This window comes from Micromonospora sp. SD12 (assembly GCF_052068495.1).
GTDB classification, from domain to species: Bacteria; Actinomycetota; Actinomycetes; order Mycobacteriales; family Micromonosporaceae; genus Micromonospora; species Micromonospora echinofusca.
Genome location: NZ_JBQHDF010000007.1, coordinates 306917 through 321885, shown reverse-complemented (window position 1 = coordinate 321885; position 14969 = coordinate 306917). Strand labels below are relative to the sequence as shown.

Annotated in this window: 16 protein-coding genes; 10 read left to right on the top strand and 6 right to left on the bottom strand. The window is 75.6% G+C overall.

Features of this window, described 5'->3' with window-relative positions; translation table 11 throughout:
- Positions 1-223: 223 nt before the first annotated feature.
- A complete protein-coding gene (locus ACTMS2_RS17205; protein ID WP_441176256.1) occupies positions 224-1123 on the bottom strand; it encodes an A/G-specific adenine glycosylase in 900 nt (299 codons plus the stop codon).
- Positions 1124-1341: 218 nt separating this feature from the next.
- Here ACTMS2_RS17205 and ACTMS2_RS17200 point away from each other — a divergent pair, with 218 nt between their 5' ends.
- From ACTMS2_RS17200 to ACTMS2_RS17190, 3 genes are all read left to right on the top strand, one after another.
- Entirely contained in the window at positions 1342-1854 is a 513-nt protein-coding gene (locus ACTMS2_RS17200) for a glycine cleavage system protein R (protein WP_441176255.1), read from the top strand.
- Positions 1851-2435, top strand: coding sequence for a peptide deformylase (locus ACTMS2_RS17195; RefSeq protein WP_363896139.1), 585 nt, complete (start codon positions 1851-1853; stop codon positions 2433-2435). The genes ACTMS2_RS17200 and ACTMS2_RS17195 overlap by 4 nt, the downstream gene beginning before the upstream one ends.
- A 148-nt stretch (positions 2436-2583) precedes the next feature.
- Positions 2584-3330: a hypothetical protein gene (locus tag ACTMS2_RS17190; protein WP_089003115.1), complete on the top strand. Its 747-nt coding sequence runs from the start codon at positions 2584-2586 to the stop codon at positions 3328-3330.
- 232 nt (positions 3331-3562) lie between these two features.
- Here the strand turns inward: ACTMS2_RS17190 and disA are convergent, their stop codons facing one another.
- From disA to ACTMS2_RS17170, 4 genes are all read right to left on the bottom strand, one after another.
- The gene (gene disA, locus ACTMS2_RS17185; protein WP_363896145.1) at positions 3563-4750 is read right to left on the bottom strand and encodes a DNA integrity scanning diadenylate cyclase DisA; all 1188 of its coding nucleotides are present in this window, start codon (positions 4748-4750) and stop codon (positions 3563-3565) included.
- A 141-nt stretch (positions 4751-4891) separates the two neighbouring features.
- Positions 4892-6346, bottom strand: coding sequence for a DNA repair protein RadA (gene radA, locus ACTMS2_RS17180; RefSeq protein ID WP_357713158.1), 1455 nt, complete (start codon positions 6344-6346; stop codon positions 4892-4894).
- An 88-nt stretch (positions 6347-6434) separates the two neighbouring features.
- Positions 6435-7202, bottom strand: a complete 768-nt coding sequence (locus ACTMS2_RS17175) for a hypothetical protein (RefSeq protein ID WP_363896147.1) — start codon at positions 7200-7202, stop codon at positions 6435-6437.
- A 139-nt stretch (positions 7203-7341) separates the two neighbouring features.
- Positions 7342-8181, bottom strand: a complete 840-nt coding sequence (locus tag ACTMS2_RS17170) for a UbiA family prenyltransferase (RefSeq protein ID WP_441176253.1) — start codon at positions 8179-8181, stop codon at positions 7342-7344.
- Positions 8182-8226: 45 nt separating this feature from the next.
- Here ACTMS2_RS17170 and ACTMS2_RS17165 point away from each other — a divergent pair, with 45 nt between their 5' ends.
- From ACTMS2_RS17165 to ACTMS2_RS17150, 4 genes are all read left to right on the top strand, one after another.
- On the top strand, positions 8227-9000 hold the full coding sequence (locus tag ACTMS2_RS17165) for a methyltransferase domain-containing protein (protein WP_441176252.1): 774 nt from the start codon (positions 8227-8229) through the stop codon (positions 8998-9000).
- Positions 9001-9044: 44 nt separating this feature from the next.
- Positions 9045-10211 (top strand): acyl-CoA dehydrogenase family protein, encoded by a 1167-nt coding sequence (locus ACTMS2_RS17160; RefSeq protein WP_363896156.1) that lies wholly within the window; start codon positions 9045-9047, stop codon positions 10209-10211.
- A 100-nt stretch (positions 10212-10311) separates the two neighbouring features.
- Entirely contained in the window at positions 10312-11370 is a 1059-nt protein-coding gene (locus tag ACTMS2_RS17155) for a type III polyketide synthase (protein WP_101413030.1), read from the top strand.
- A 31-nt stretch (positions 11371-11401) separates the two neighbouring features.
- Positions 11402-12157 (top strand): hypothetical protein, encoded by a 756-nt coding sequence (locus ACTMS2_RS17150; RefSeq protein ID WP_441176251.1) that lies wholly within the window; start codon positions 11402-11404, stop codon positions 12155-12157.
- A gap of 75 nt (positions 12158-12232) precedes the next feature.
- Here the strand turns inward: ACTMS2_RS17150 and ACTMS2_RS17145 are convergent, their stop codons facing one another.
- Positions 12233-12904: a hypothetical protein gene (locus ACTMS2_RS17145; protein WP_441176250.1), complete on the bottom strand. Its 672-nt coding sequence runs from the start codon at positions 12902-12904 to the stop codon at positions 12233-12235.
- Positions 12905-13231: 327 nt separating this feature from the next.
- Between ACTMS2_RS17145 and ACTMS2_RS17140 the strand changes: the two genes are divergently transcribed.
- Genes ACTMS2_RS17140 through ispF form a run of 3 tightly spaced genes read left to right on the top strand, consistent with a single transcriptional unit; the run spans position 13232 to position 14968 of the window.
- Positions 13232-13717 carry a CarD family transcriptional regulator gene (locus ACTMS2_RS17140; RefSeq protein ID WP_007073334.1) on the top strand — a complete coding sequence of 162 codons (486 nt, stop codon included), beginning with the start codon at positions 13232-13234 and terminating at the stop codon, positions 13715-13717.
- Positions 13718-13773: 56 nt separating this feature from the next.
- Positions 13774-14469 (top strand): 2-C-methyl-D-erythritol 4-phosphate cytidylyltransferase, encoded by a 696-nt coding sequence (gene ispD / locus ACTMS2_RS17135; protein ID WP_441176249.1) that lies wholly within the window; start codon positions 13774-13776, stop codon positions 14467-14469.
- Between the two features lie 16 nt (positions 14470-14485).
- Positions 14486-14968, top strand: a complete 483-nt coding sequence (ispF, locus tag ACTMS2_RS17130; RefSeq protein ID WP_091101607.1) for a 2-C-methyl-D-erythritol 2,4-cyclodiphosphate synthase — start codon at positions 14486-14488, stop codon at positions 14966-14968.
- Position 14969: the final 1 nt, after the last annotated feature.

Sequence of the window (14969 nt, the reverse complement as noted above, 5' to 3'; positions counted from 1 at the left end):
CGGCTACACCGCCTGACCAGCAGCCCCGCACCACGCAACGACGACAAGGGCCGACCCCCACCCGGGGGCCGGCCCTTGCGTCATACCGTTGTCGGGCGTCGAGCTAGCCGGAGGCGCCACGCCGCCGAGCCGGGACGTTGCGCCGAGCCCGGAAGGAGCCGAGGGGCCTCGGCGCACCGGACCGGCCCGAGCGCGGCGTCGAGCCCGGGCGCGTCGAGGCGCGTCAGTTCACCGGGACCGGCGGGCCGTCGCCGACGAGGCGGAACGAGGATTCGCCGACCGGCTCGACGAGGCCGTCCCGTACCAGCCCGGCGAGGGCCCGGGACCGCTGGACGTCGTCGGCCCACACCTGGTCGAGCCGCTGGTGCGGCACCGGCCCGGTGGCCTCGCGCAGTACGCCGAGCAGCAGCCCGCGTACCTGCCGGTCGGTGCCGGCGTACCGCTGGGGGCGGCGGGTCGGACCCGCGGGCGCCTCGCGGCCGGACGCGCGCCAGGCGCAGACCGACTCGACGGGGCAGGCCCCGCAGCGGGGCGACCGGGCGACGCAGACCACCGCGCCCAGCTCCATGAAAGCCGCGCTGGCCAGGGCGGCAGCGGCCGGTTCGGTGGGGAGCAGTTCCTCGGTGGCGACCAGGTCGGCCGGGCGGGTGACCGGGCCGGCGTCCGGTTCGCCGGCGATCGCCCGGCAGACGACCCGTCGTACGTTGGTGTCGACCACCGGGTGCCGCTGACCGTACGCGAACGCGGCGACCGCCCGGGCCGTGTACGTGCCGACGCCCGGCAGGGCCAGCAGCTGGTCGAGCCGGTCCGGGACGTGGCCCCCGTGGCGCTCGACGATCGCCACGGCGCAGTCCCGCAGCCGTACCGCCCGGCGGGGGTAGCCGAGCCGTCCCCACATCCGGATCGCCTCGGCGGGGCTGTCCGCCGCCAGGGCGGCCGGCTCCGGCCAGCGCGCCAGCCAGGCCTCCCAGGCGGGGAGCACACGCACGACCGGCGTCTGCTGGAGCATGACCTCGCTGACCAGGATGGCCCACGGGCTCACGTCGGGCCCGCGCCAGGGCAGGTCGCGGGCGTTCTGCTCGTACCACCGGCTGACCATGGTGGCGAAAGTGGGCTCAGTCATCGCGCCGCCGATGATGTCACGCGGCCCACGACCGGAGCGGCGCGGGCGACGACGCGCCGCCCGCCTCGCCCTGGCCTGCGGCGACCCGGCCGCCCGCCGCGTCCCGATCGAAGCCGGGCGTACCCCGCCGCCCACCGTCGGCCGCATAGCGTCCCGCTGGCTGGGCGGTGCGGGCGGGGTGCTGCGGCGGCGGCGGACGGATCGGGCAGAATGCCCGGATGAACGAGCTCGCGATCACCGTCATCGGCCGGGACCGGCCGGGCATCGTGGCCGACGTCGCCGAGGTGCTGGCCCGGCTCGGCGCGAACCTCACCGACAGCACGATGACCCGGCTGCGGGGGCACTTCGCGATGACCCTGATCTGTGTGGGCCCGGCCGCCGCCGACGTCGAGGCCGCGCTGGCGCCGCTCTCCGCCGACGGTCAGCTGCTGGCGACCGTACGCGCGGTCACCCCCGACGGTGAGACGGCTCCCGCCGGCGAGCCGTACGTGATGGCGGTGCACGGCGCGGACCGGATGGGCATCGTGGCGGCGATGACCCGGGTGCTCGCCGAGGCCAGCGGCAACGTCACCGACCTGAGCACCCGGCTGGCCGGTGCGCTCTACGTCGTGGTGGCCGAGGTGGAGCTGCCGCCCGGAACGGCGGACGAGCTGGCCGGACGGTTGACCGCGGCGGCTGCGGAACTGGGCGTCGGGGTGACCCTGCGCCCGGCAGATCCGGACGTGCTGTGACCGGCGGCGAGCGCGGCCCGGACAGCGAGGCGTACGCGGGCCTCGGCGACTGGACCCCGGATTCGCTGGGCGTGCCGGGGGAGGTGCGGCCCGTGGTGTCCGCCCCGGAGCCGGTGCTCACCTACGTCGGCGGTGAGGTGGACCCGACCGCCGAGGAGACCGTACGGCTGGCCGCCGACCTGATCGCCACCATGCGGGTGTCGCCGGGCTGCGTCGGGCTGGCCGCCCCGCAGATCGGTGTGGCCGCGCGGGTCTTCGCGGTGGACGTGGTCGGCCATCCGAAGGCGCTCACCGTGCACGGCACCTTCGCGCTCTGCAACGCGCGGGTCGTCGAGGCGAGCCGGTGGAAGGTCGCCCGGGAGGGCTGCATGTCGGTGCCCGACCTGACGGGGGACGTCAAGCGGGCGAGCCGGCTGGTGGTGGAGGGCGTGCTGCCGGGCACCGGCCGGCCGGTACGGCTGGTGACGGACGGGTTCGAGGCGCGGGCCCTCCAGCACGAGATCGACCACTGCGCCGGCCTGCTCTTCCTGGACCGGGTCGCCGGTGCCCACGCCATCTACCAGCGCAAGGTGTACCTCTGAGTGGCGCCGGCACGTCGACCGAGCGTCGCCGACGGGACACGGTCGGCACGCGGAACCGTCGCAAGTGGAGGGTTGGCGCGGTGAGCCGTGGCGGACTCGGCGCGTCGCGCGGTGCTGGCGTGCCCCGCGCCGCTACGGTGGGGGCATCATGCGTCTGACGGTCGGCCCCCTGCCCCCCGCCGTTTACTGGCGGCGTCGCGCCGTCGTACTCGGAGCGGGGCTTCTCTTCCTGATTGTCCTGCTCTATTCGTGCACCGGTTCGAGCCGGAACGCGAACAAGGGCGGCGACGCGCAGCCCTCCGCGGGTGCGACGTCGTCCGGTGCCTCGCCGGAACCCACCGGCTCGGTGCTCACCCCGCAGACCGGGGCGCCCTCGCCGGGCGCGCCGGGTGGCCCCGACGCCGGTGAGCCGTCGGGTGGTTCCGCCGGTGACCCGCCGGGTGGTTCGGTCACCACCGATTCGCCGCCGGTGGCGCCCGTGGTGCCGGCCGTCGACGACGGCACCTGCACGGATGCCGAGATCACGGTGACCCCGGTGGCCCAGCCCGCCTCGGTGGTGCGCGGGGCCGTCGTGGACCTGCAACTCAAGATCAAGAACCGGTCGGAGCGGACGTGCAGCCGCGACGTCGGCGCCTCCGTGCAGGAGTTGTTCATCAAGTCGGGGGCGGAGAAGATCTGGTCGTCCGACACGTGCGGCACCGCCCAGGGCGCCGACGTGCAGTCCTTCACCCCGGGCTTCGAACGCTCCTACCAGGTGGGCTGGAACGGCCGCGACACCACCAAGTGCGCCAACGGGGTGGCGGCGGGCCCCAACCCGCCGGCCGGCACCTACCAGGTCTTCGCCCGGGTCGGCACCAAGCTCAGCGAGCCGGTCAAGCTCACCGTCACCAACTGACCGCCCGCACGCCCCGTAGTGCCCTCGGCCCGGCCGCCAGCGGGTGCCGGGCGATCAGGAACGGCCCGCCTCGGCCGGCTGGTCCGCCCAGCGCCGCCCACTGCTCGACGCAGCCGGGGCCGGGCCCCGGGACGGCGTGCACCACGGCCTGCGGCCCGCCGGGACAAGGGCCGCTCCGGTACGTGCACCGGTCGCCGTCGGGGCGGGTCGAGGTGCCCAGGCCCGGCCGGGGTCAGACGTAGCGTTCGAGGATCGACGCCTCGGCGAGCCGGGACAGCCCCTCGCGGACGCCCCGGGCGCGGGCGTCGCCGACCCCCTCGACGGCCTGGAGATCCTCGACCGTGGCCCCCAGCAGGCGCTGGAGACTGCCGAAGTGCACGACGAGGCGGTCGACCACGGTCACCGGCAGCCGGGGCACCTTGGCCAGCAGCCGGAAGCCGCGCGGGCTGACCGCCGCGTCGAGGGCGTCGGACGCGGCCGGGTAGCCGATCGCCTTGGCGACCGCGACCAGGTCGATCAGCTCGGTGGCGCCCAGCAGGTCGAGCTCCACCAGCGCCTCGTCGAGGGTGCGGGACTTCCGGCCGGCCGGCAGGTAGTCCCGGATCACCAGGGTGCGGTCGGCGTCGACGCCGGCCATCAGCTCGTCGAGTTGGAGGGCGAGCAGTCGGCCGTCGGTGCCCAGTTCGACCACGTAGCCGGCGATCTCGTCGGCGATCCGGCGGACCATCTCCAGCCGCTGCACGACGGCGACCGCGTCCCGTACGGTGACCAGGTCCTCGATCTCCAGGGCCGAGAGGGTGCCGGAGACCTCGTCCAGCCGGAGCTTGTAGCGCTCCAGCGTGGCGAGCGCCTGGTTGGCGCGGGACAGGATCGCCGCCGAGTCGTCCAGCACGTGCCGCTGGCCGTTGACGTAGAGGCTGATGATCCGCATCGACTGGCTGACCGAGATCACGGGATAGCCCGTCTGCCGGGCGACCCGCTCGGCCGTGCGGTGCCGGGTGCCGGACTCCTCGGTGGGGATGGTCGGGTCGGGCATCAGGTGCACGGCGGCCCGTACGATGCGCGTGCCGTCGCTGGAGAGCACGACCGCGCCGTCCATCTTGCACAGCTCCCGGACCCGGGTGGCGGAGAACTCGACGTCGAGCGGGAACCCGCCGGTGCAGAGGCCCTCGACCACCTTGTCGTAGCCGAGGACGATCAGCGCGCCCGTCCGGCCGCGCAGGATGCGCTCGAGGCCGTCGCGCAGCGCGGTGCCCGGGGCCATCAGGGCCAGGTTCGCCCGCAGCGGGTCGCCAGCGCCCCCAGCGCCCCCGGCGCCGCCGGTCACGGTCACGCTGATCGCGCGGGCGGGGGACACGGCGCCGGTGCGGGCGTGGGGTGTCGCGCCAGCAGGCTTGGCGGTGTCGCGGTCGATCGGCACGGGCACAGTCTACGGACTGCCCTGCGGTGGGTGCTGTCGTGGTTACTGTGATGTGTCACGATGCCCCACCTCGCCCGGACGGTGGGGCGGCGTCCGGGCTGCCCGGTATCGCGGCATACGTTCCGTCGAGCGCCACGGCGGTCACTCGGCGGACACCCGGGCGACGGCCTGGAGTGCCGCGCGCACGTCGGTCACCTCGATCACCCGCATGTGCTCGGGGGTGACGCCGGTGCTGTCGGGGCCGCAGCCGGTCGGCACCAGGGCGAGCCGGAACCCGAGCCGGGCCGCCTCGGCCAGCCGGCGCGGCACCGCCCCGACGCGGCGTACCTCGCCGGTCAGGCCTACCTCGCCGATCGCCACCAGGTGCGGCGCGATGGCCAGGTTGAGCCCGCCCGAGGCGACGGCGAGGGCGACGGCGAGGTCGGCCGCCGGCTCCACCACCCGGATGCCGCCGACGGTGGCCGCGAAGACCTCCCGGTCGTGCAGGGTCAGCCGCTCCGTGCGGCGCTGGAGCACCGCCAGCACCATCGCCAGGCGGGCCGAGTCGAGCCCCGAGACCGTCCGCCGGGGCGAGCCGGCCACGGTCGCGCCGATCAGCGCCTGCACCTCGGTGACGAGCGCCCGGCGGCCCTCCATGGCCACCGTGACGCAGGTGCCGGGCACCGGCTCCGAGTAGCGGGTCAGGAAGAGCCCGGACGGGTCGGCCAGGCTGCTGATGCCGCCCTCGTGCATTTCGAAGCAACCCACCTCGTCGGCGGCGCCGAACCGGTTCTTCACCCCGCGCACCATGCGCAGCGAGGAGTGCTTGTCGCCCTCGAAGTGCAGCACCACGTCGACCAGGTGCTCCAGCACCCGGGGGCCGGCCACCTGGCCGTCCTTGGTGACATGGCCGACCAGCACCGTGGCGATGCCGCGTTCCTTGGCCACGGACACCAGGGCGGCGGTGACCGCCCGCACCTGGGTCACCCCGCCCGAGACCCCCTCGGCGTTGCTGGTGGAGATGGTCTGCACCGAGTCGAGCACCAGCAGGCCCGGCTTGACCGCGTCGAGGTGGCCGAGCACGGCGGCGAGGTCGCTCTCGGCGGCGAGGTAGAGCTGGTCGTGCAGGGCGCCCATCCGTTCGGCGCGCAGCCGGACCTGGCTGACCGACTCCTCGCCGCTGACCACCAGGGAGGGGCTGCCCGCGCCGGCGGCCCACTGCTGGGCCACGTCGAGCAGCAGGGTGGACTTGCCGACGCCCGGCTCGCCGGCGAGCAGCACCACCGCGCCGGGGACCAGGCCGCCACCGAGGACCCGGTCGAGCTCGCTGACGCCGGTGGGGCGGGCCCGGGCCGGCGCGGCGCTGATGGTGGCGATCGGCCGGGCCGGCTCGGCCGGCATCCGGGAGCTGACCACCTTTCCGGAGACCGTGGGGCCGGTGACCGTGCACTCGACCACCGAGCCCCACTCGCCGCACTCCGGGCAGCGCCCGACCCACTTCGGCGGCTGGTGGCCGCAGGCGTCGCACTCGTAGGCCGGCCGGGGCTCGCGCGCGGCGGCGCGGCCGCGCCCGCCGGCCCCGCCGGCGCGGGGGGAGGTCGATCGGGAGGTGGTCACATTGGGACGTTAGTCCCCGGGTACGACGAAGACACCGTCGGCGTGGCGGTCACCACGCCGACGGTGTCGTCGGTCGTCGGGGGCGGGGTCAGTGCCCGCCGTCCTCCTGGCCCTCGTAGCCGCCCTCGCGCTCGATGATCGGCGACGGGGGCGCGGCCGGGGTGAGCGGTACGGCGACGGGCGCCGGGCTGGTGACGGTGACGCCGTTGCCGAAGTCGAAGGTCACGAAGACGTTCTGGCCGGAGCGCAGCGACTCGTTCAGGCCGATGAGCCGGAGCACCCGGTCGGCCTCGGTGTTGAGCTGCACGTAGCTCAGCGGCGGGATCTCGATCCGGGCCGGCTCGCCGGCCGGCGCGGCGGGGCTCTCCGGGGCCGACGGGCTCTCCGGGGCGCCGGGGCTGGCGGAGCCCGAGGGGCTCTCCGAGGTGCCCGGGGCGGGCGAGCCCGAGGGGCTCTCGGAGGCGCCGGGGCTCTCGGGGGCGCTCGGCGACGGCGACCCGCTCGGGGACGCCGACGGGCTGGCGGCCGCACCGGTGCCGGTGATCACCACCTCGCGGGCGCTGTCGGTGGTCACGGTCACGGTGACCGGGTTGCGCGAGTCGTTGTAGATGACGGCGTTCAGGACGGCGTTGGCGCCCGCCTGGTAGCCCTCGGTGCCGGGGAAGTCGACCAGCAGGCCACGGACCGCGTACTCGCCGTTGCCGGCCGACAGGTTGACGCCCTGGACCGACGGCTCCTTGTTGGCGGTCTCGGAGACCTGGCCGGCGCCGCAGCCGGACAGCAGCAGCCCGGTCGCCGCCGCCATCCCGGACAGCAGCAGGGCCGCCCGCCGGGAACCCCTGATCGAGCGCGTCACGTCGGTCCTCCTCGTCACGATCCCACCCGGTGCTCACGCCGGGCATGGTGGCCATGCCCGCGCAGACCGCGCTCCAGGGTAGTTGGGCCTGATCGACCGCCGCACGCCGACCCGGAGATGCCACCCGAGGGGGTGCGCCTCACACCAGTCGGCCGCTCGTGACCAGCAGGACGACGTCGATGAGGGCGACCAGCATCACGGCCCGGAAGGCGGCCACCTGCCGGCCCCCGGAACGGGCGGTCGCGAGCCCGCCGTACCAGCTCAGCGGCGGCACCACGACGGCGGCCGCGACCGCCGCGACGCCGACCCCCGACGGCGGCCCGGGCGGGCCGAGGACCAGCGTGGCGGTCGCCGCGAGCAGCAGCAGCGCGGCGGCCGCCCGGCTGCCGGCCGGACCCAGCCGGTGCGGCAGCCCGCGCACCCCCGTCCGGGCGTCGTCGGCCAGGTCGGGCAGCACGTTGGCGAAGTGCGCCCCGGCGCCCAGGCAGGCCGCGGCGGCGACGAGCCAGACCGGGGGGAGGACCGCCCCGGGCAGTGCCAGCACGACGAAGGCCGGCAGCGAGCCGAAGGACACCGCGTAGGGCAGCACCGAGACGGGGGTCGACTTCAGCGGCCAGTCGTAGAGCAGCGCGGAGACCAGCCCGAGGGTGGCGCAGAGGGCGGCGGTCGGCCCCGTGGCCAGGGCCAGCGCCGGGGTGGCGAGCGCGGCCACCGCGGCGGCCAGGGCCGTCGCGCGCCGGCCGACCGCGCCGGCGGCCACCGGCTTGTCGGTACGCCCCACCGTGGCGTCCCGGTCGGCGTCGAGCGCGTCGTTGGCCCAGCCGACGGCGAGCTGGCTGGCCGCCACGGTGAGCACCACGGCGAGGATCCCGACGGGCCGGTGCCCGACGCCCCACGCCAGCAGCCCGGCCACCGTGGTGACCGCGGCGGCCGGCTCCGGGTGACTCGCCCTGACCAGCCCTAGCACCGTTGGCGACATGAGGAAAGTCTGGTCGTTACCGGGCAGTCGTGCCACGCTCGGTCCATGCCAGACGCGGGCCGTACCCTGCCACGCAACGATCCGCGCCAGTACGACGACCTGGCCGGCGAGTGGTGGCGGCCCGACGGCGCGTTTGCGATGCTGCACTGGCTGGCCGAGGCCCGCGCGGCGCTCGTGCCGCCGGCGTCCCGCCCCGGCGCACTCCTGGTCGACCTCGGCTGCGGCGCCGGGCTGCTCGCCCCGCACCTGGCGGGCAAGGGCTACCGGCACGTGGGCGTCGACCTCACCCGCTCCGCCCTGGAACAGGCTGCCGCGCACGGGGTGACCGCCGTCAACGGCGACGTCACCGCCGTACCGCTGGTGGACGGCTGCGCCGACGTGGTCGCGGCGGGCGAGTTGCTGGAGCATGTGCCGGACTGGCGGCGCGCGGTGGCCGAGGCGTGCCGGCTGTTGCGGCCCGGTGGCCTGCTGGTCCTGGACACGTTGAACGACACGGCGCTGAGCCGCCTGCTCGCCGTGCGGATCGCCGAGCGGCTGCCGACGGTGCCGAGGGGCATCCACGATCCACGGTTGTTCGTGGACGCCCGGGCGCTGGTGGCCGAGTGTGCCCGGCACGGGGTCGACCTGCGGCTGCGGGGCATCCGGCCGGGGCTGCCCGGCCTGCTCGGCTGGTTGGCTCGCCGGATGCGCGCCGCCGGCCGTCCGGACGCGACGCCGGGCGACCGTCCGGACGCGACGGCCGCCGGCCCCACACCGCGGATCGTGCCGACCTGGTCGACGGCCGTGCTCTACCAGGGGCGTGGCACGCGGAGCGGATAGCGGAGCCCGTCCCTGGGTAGGGAGAGGGCCGAGAAGGGGGCTGTATGACGCAGCACGCGCTCCAGGCGGCTCGCCGCCTGGCACCGAGGCTTGCCGCCCGGGCGGCGGAGCACGACCGGGACGGCTCGTTCCCGTCCGAGGACTTCCGGGATCTGCGCGAGGCCGGGCTCTTCGGCCTGATGGTCCCCACCGCGCTCGGCGGGATGGGCGCCACCTTCGCCGAGTACGCCGCCGTCGCCACCGAGCTGGCCCGGGGCAACGGCGCGACGGCCCTGGTCTTCAACATGCACGCCTCGGTCACCGGCGCGCTCGGCGCGGTCACCGAGGAACTGGCCGAGGCGCTCGGGGTGCCGGACGAGGCGCTGGCCGCCCGGGACCGGCTGCTCGCCGCCGCCGCCCAGGGCGCCTGGTACGCGGTGGCGATGAGCGAGCGCGGCGCCGGCGCCCGGCTGTCCCAGCTCAGCACCGTCTACGAGCCGGCCGACGGTGGTTGGCACCTCAAGGGCAGCAAGACGTTCTGTTCCGGGGCGGGGCACGCGGACGGCTACCTGGTGGCCGCCCGCAGCGCCGCCGACCCGTCGGTGGTGTCGCAGTTTTTGGTGCCGGCGGGCGACGGGCTGACCGTCGAGCCGACCTGGGACTCGCTCGGCATGCGCGCGACCTCCTCGCACGACCTGCACCTGGACGTGACGGTGCCGGCCGACCGGCTGCTCGGCGGCGTGGAGGGGCTGGCCCTGGTGGTCGCCCAGCTCATGCCGCACTGGCTGGTGGCCAGCTACGCCGCCGTCTACGTCGGGGTCGCCCGGGCGGCGGTCGACGCGGCGGCCGAGCACCTGAACGCCCGCAACCTCGCCGGACTGCCGGCGGTCCGGTCCCGCCTCGGCCGGGCCGACGCGGCCGTGGCGGCGGCCCAACTGGTGGTCGCCGAGGCGGCCCGCCGGGTCGACGAGGCCCCGGGCGACGCGGAGACGAACCGCTGGGTCTGGCGGGCGAAGCTGCTCGCCGGCACCACCGCCGCCGACGTGGCGGCGTCCATGCTGGAGGCGGCCGGCACGTCGGCCACCCGGCGGGGGCATCCGCTGGAGCGGCTGTACCGGGACGCCCGCTGCGGATCGCTGCACCCGGCGACGTCGGACGTCTGCGCGGACTGGCTCGGCATCGCCGCGCTGGGCGGCGACCCGGACCGCGACACGACGGTTCCTCGTTGGTGAGCGTGGGGGGTCCGCCGGGGTGGCGGACGCGCGGGCGCACGGTACGGGGGGCCCGTCCAGGGGCGGGCTCGGCCGCCCGGTGCGCAAGGCCGGACGAGAGGTGGGCATGGTGGCCGTACCGGTGATCGCGGGGCTGGGGACGGCACACCCGCCGTCGGCCGCGCAGGACGACCTGTGGGAGGGCTTCTTCTCGAAGCACTTCTCCGGCAGCACGCGGGCGCTGGCACAGCGGATCTTCGCGCACTCGGGGGTCACCCGCCGCCAGGCGGCCGTGAACCCGTTGCTGGAGGACGTCTCCGACTGGCCGACGGAGCGGCGGATGCGCCGCTACCTGGTCGAGGCGCTGCCGCTGGGCAAGGAGGCGGTGGGTCGGGCGCTGACCGCCGCCGGTCTGTCCGCCGGCGACGTCGGGCTCTTCGTCGTCTGCTCGTGCACCGGGTACGCCACCCCAGGGCTGGACATCCTGCTCGCCCGGGACCTGGGCATGGCCCCGGACACGCAGCGCATGTTCGTCGGGCACATGGGCTGCTACGCGGCCCTGCCGGGGCTGGGCGCGGCAAGCGACTTCGTCACCGCCCGGGGCCGGCCGGCGCTGCTGCTCTGCGCGGAGCTGACCAGCCTGCACATCCAGCCCTCCAGCGCCCGGGTCGACACCCAGCAGATCGTCTCCCACGCGCTCTTCTCGGACGCCGCCGTCGCCGCCGTGGTCGTCCCCGGCGGCCGGGGGTACGCGCTGCGCGAGGTCACCTCCGTCACGGACACCTCGACGGCCGACCACATGACCTGGGACGTCACCGACACCGGTTTCCGGATGGGGCTGTCGCCGAAGGTGCCGCAGGTGCTCTCCACGCACGTACGCGGCCTGGTCGACGGGCTGCTGGCCCGGCACGGCACGACGCTGTCCGAGGTGGACGGCTGGGCGGCGCACCCGGGCGGTCCGCGCATCCTGAACGTGGTCGAGCGGGAACTGGCTCTGCCGCCGGAGGGGCTGGCGGCCTCCAGGGCGACGCTGGACGAGCACGGCAACTGCTCGTCGCCGACGGTGCTGCTGATCCTCGACCGGCTGCGCCGGGCCGCGTCGCCGCCACGACGGGTGGTGATGCTGGCGTTCGGCCCCGGCCTGACGCTCTACGCCGCGCTGCTCGAACGACAGGAGTGAACCGGTCGCCCGCTGCGGTTACCCTCTGGTAATGGACGCCGACGTGGCAGACCGGCCGGAATCCGGACCGGATCCCGGTGAGCGGGCGACTCCGGCTGCCACCGACGACCGGCTGCACGGCGCCGTACTGGCCGTGGCGGGGCTGGCCGCGCTGGTCGGTGGCGGCTGGTGGTGGCAGGCCGAGGCGCCCCGCACCGATCCCGTACCGGCCGCGTCGAGCGTCCTCGCGCCGGCGGACCGGGCCCTGCTCGGCGTGCCCCCGGACGCCTCGGTCCGGTTCACGGTGCCGCGGGGATCCGACGGGCCGGTCAGCGTCTGGGTGGATCCGCGCAACGGTGCCGCCTTCCGGGCCGACCCGCGCAACGGTGCCGCGTTCCGGACCGACCCGCGCAGCGGGGCGAGGGTGCGGGTGGACGTCGCCGACCCGGAGCCGCGCCGCGCCGGGGACGGCTGGCGCCAGGAGGGCGGCGGGCGGCGCAGCGGGCTGGACAGCTTCCCCGGCACGCTCTGGACCGCCCGGGCCCTGCTCAGCCCGGGGGAGGGCCTCGTCAAGCAGGCCTCCGCCGAGGGCGGGGCCCGGCACCTGCTCCAGTACCGCTGCGTGGGCCCCGGCGAGCTGCTGATCGTGGTCGAGGGGGCCTGGGCGGCGGACCCGATCACCAGCGCCTGCGACGGTTCGATGACGTCGACGGAGGTCACCGGCAGGGGCGGGCCGTTCCAGGTCTCACTGTCGAGCGCCAATGCCGAGCCGCTCCGCGTCGAGGCGCAACTGGTCGCCCTGCCCTGATCCGCTCCTGCCGGGGTCCGCCGCCTCCACCACGCGGTCCAGGGCGCGGGTCCGCCGCGCGGTCCACGGTGTGGCTCAGGCGGCGAGGCGGGTCAGGTCGGCGCGGTAGTCCTCGGCGGAGCGGATCTCCGGCACCACGCTGACGAGGACGCCGGAGCGGTCCACCAGCAGCGCGGTGGCGGCGCCGGGGCGGGCGGGCAGGTGCAGGAACGCGCGCAGCCCGCCGGCCGGGTCGGCGAGCGGTCGTACGGTCGCTCCGGCGCGTACGGGCCGGGCGCCGGCGACGGTGACCACCGTCACGCCGGGCGGTGCCAGGGCGGCGGCGGTGGCCACCTCCTGCGGGCAGGGGCAGCCGTCGACCAGGATGATCATCGCCGGTACCAGCGCGCGCAGGGGCACCGGTGACTGCCCCGCGTCGACCAGGTCCAGCGCGGGCAGCGGCCGGCCGGCCAGCCCGGCGGGCGGCGCGTGCGGGGCGGGGGTGGGCTGCGGGGTGGAGCGGCCGGTGCGGGGCCAGGTGACCGCCGCGAGGCCCGCGAGGGTGGTCAGCACCGCCACGATCAGCACCAGCAGGGGCAGGGCGTACGGGGACCGGGCCGCGACGGTGCGACGGGGCGTACGGCGCAGCTCGTGGCGGATCTGCTCGGCCTCGGTGGCCAGGGCGGAGGCGTCGTCGGGTACGACCACCCGGCCCCACTCGGGTGGCAGGTCGGGCAGTCCGGGGCCGTCTGCGTCGGGCTTGCCCATCGCACCCCCAGGGACGTCTCGGCGAGCGGACAGCGGCTCGGCCTCCAGCGTCCCGCACGGGGCCGGCTGCCGCTACACCTGGGCGCGTACCGGGCCGGCGGGCTACCATGGGAGGAGCGCATAGCCCTTGATCTCGACGTTCGCGTCACTCGTACCGGGACGTCATCCAAGCGTTACGGAGCGTGGTCAAACCACCGGTTTGGCGGCCTGTCAAGCTGAAGAAATACCTCTCACAGGGCCCCTGAGCTGCGCCAACGGTCAGGACAGCGGTGAGACATCGGTGCCTGAGCGTGTTACCCTAGACACAGCGAAAGGGGTTTCGAACCTATGGTTTTCAGTGTCGGCGAGACCGTTGTTTACCCCCACCACGGGGCCGCACTCATCGAGGCAATCGAGACTCGGGTCATCAAGGGCGAGCCTAAGCAATACCTCGTCCTGAGGGTCGCACAGGGTGACCTGACGGTCCGGGTGCCCGCCGAGAACGCCGAGATCGTGGGTGTGCGCGAGGTGGTCGGCGAAGAGGGCCTCGGCAAGGTCTTCGACGTGCTCCGTGCACCGCACACCGAGGAGCCGACCAACTGGTCGCGGCGTTACAAGGCGAATCTGGAGAAGCTGGCCTCCGGTAACCCGCTGAAGGTCGCCGAGGTCGTGCGCGACCTGTGGCGCCGGGAGCGGGAGCGGGGTCTCTCCGCGGGTGAGAAGCGCATGCTGGCGAAGGCCCGCGACATTCTGGTCGGTGAGGTCGCGCTGGCTGAGAAGAGCACCAAGGACGAGGCGGAGACGCTGCTCGACAAGGTCCTCACCGAGGCCTAGTCCCCACAGCATCGTCGTACCCGATTCGTAGCGAACAAACCACCGAGGACCGCGACGTGACCGCGCAGCTCAATCCGTGCGGTGACGTCGCGGTCCTCGTGCCTGCGGCCGGTGCCGGCGTACGGCTCGGCCCCGGCCGCCCCAAGGCCCTGCGCCTGCTCGGCGGGGAGCCCCTGCTGGTGCACGCCGTCCGCCGGCTCGCCGCCGCGCCGTCGGTGCACACCATCGTCGTGGCGGCCCCGGCCGCCGAGGTCGAGGCGGTGCGGGACCTGCTCGCCCCGGTCGCCCCGGTGACCGTGGTGCCCGGCGGCGCCGAGCGGCAGGCGTCGGTGGCCGCCGCCCTCGCGGCGGTGCCCGCCGGCCCGCAGATCGTCCTCGTCCACGACGCCGCCCGGGCGCTGACCCCGCCCGACCTGGTGGAGTCCGTCGCGGCGGCCGTCCGGGCCGGTCACGACGCGGTGATCCCGGTGCTGCCCGTGGTCGACACGATCAAGGAGGTCGGCGCCGACGAGGTCGTCCTCGGCACCGTCGACCGTTCCGCCCTGCGGGCGGTGCAGACCCCGCAGGGCTTCCGCCGGGCCGTGCTGACGGCCGCGCACGCCGCCGCCGGCGACCCGCTCACCGACGACGCGGGCCTGGTCGAGAAGCAGGGCGTCCCGGTGTCCTGCGTCCCCGGCTCGGAGTACGCGCTGAAGGTCACCCGCCCGTTCGACCTGGCGTTGGCCGAGCACCTGCTCGCCACCGGCGCGTGACGCGTACCCTCTTCGCATGATCGTTCCCCGGGTGGCCATCGGCACCGACGTGCACGCCTTCGAGGCGGGCCGGCCGTGCTGGGTGGCCGGCCTGCACTGGCCCGACCAGGACGGCCTGGCCGGGCACTCGGACGCCGACGTGGCCGCGCACGCCGCCTGCAACGCGCTGCTCTCGGCGGCGGGCCTCGGGGACCTCGGCGCCAACTTCGGCGTGGGCCAGCCCGAGTGGGCCGGCGCGTCGGGCGTCGCCCTGCTCACCGAGAGCGCTCGCCGGGTGCGGGCCGCCGGCTTCGCGATCGGCAACGTCTCCGTGCAGGTGATCGGCAACCGGCCCAAGATCGGCCCGCGCCGTGAGGAGGCCCAGCGGGTGCTCTCCGAGGCGGTCGGCGCGCCGGTGACCGTCTCCGCGGCGACCACCGACGGCCTCGGCTTCCCCGGGCGCGGCGAGGGCCTCACCGGCATCGCGGTGGCCCTGGTGTACGAGGCTCCGGCCGCCTAGG

Coding starts and splice junctions, on each gene's coding strand:
- ACTMS2_RS17205 (WP_441176256.1), bottom strand. CDS start 1,123: ATGACTGAGCCCACTTTCGCCACCATGGTCAGCCGGTGGTACGAGCAG.
- ACTMS2_RS17200 (WP_441176255.1), top strand. CDS start 1,342: ATGAACGAGCTCGCGATCACCGTCATCGGCCGGGACCGGCCGGGCATC.
- ACTMS2_RS17190 (WP_089003115.1), top strand. CDS start 2,584: ATGCGTCTGACGGTCGGCCCCCTGCCCCCCGCCGTTTACTGGCGGCGT.
- ACTMS2_RS17170 (WP_441176253.1), bottom strand. CDS start 8,181: ATGTCGCCAACGGTGCTAGGGCTGGTCAGGGCGAGTCACCCGGAGCCG.
- ACTMS2_RS17165 (WP_441176252.1), top strand. CDS start 8,227: ATGCCAGACGCGGGCCGTACCCTGCCACGCAACGATCCGCGCCAGTAC.
- ACTMS2_RS17160 (WP_363896156.1), top strand. CDS start 9,045: ATGACGCAGCACGCGCTCCAGGCGGCTCGCCGCCTGGCACCGAGGCTT.
- ACTMS2_RS17150 (WP_441176251.1), top strand. CDS start 11,402: ATGGACGCCGACGTGGCAGACCGGCCGGAATCCGGACCGGATCCCGGT.
- ACTMS2_RS17145 (WP_441176250.1), bottom strand. CDS start 12,904: ATGGGCAAGCCCGACGCAGACGGCCCCGGACTGCCCGACCTGCCACCC.
- ACTMS2_RS17140 (WP_007073334.1), top strand. CDS start 13,232: ATGGTTTTCAGTGTCGGCGAGACCGTTGTTTACCCCCACCACGGGGCC.
- ispF (WP_091101607.1), top strand. CDS start 14,486: ATGATCGTTCCCCGGGTGGCCATCGGCACCGACGTGCACGCCTTCGAG.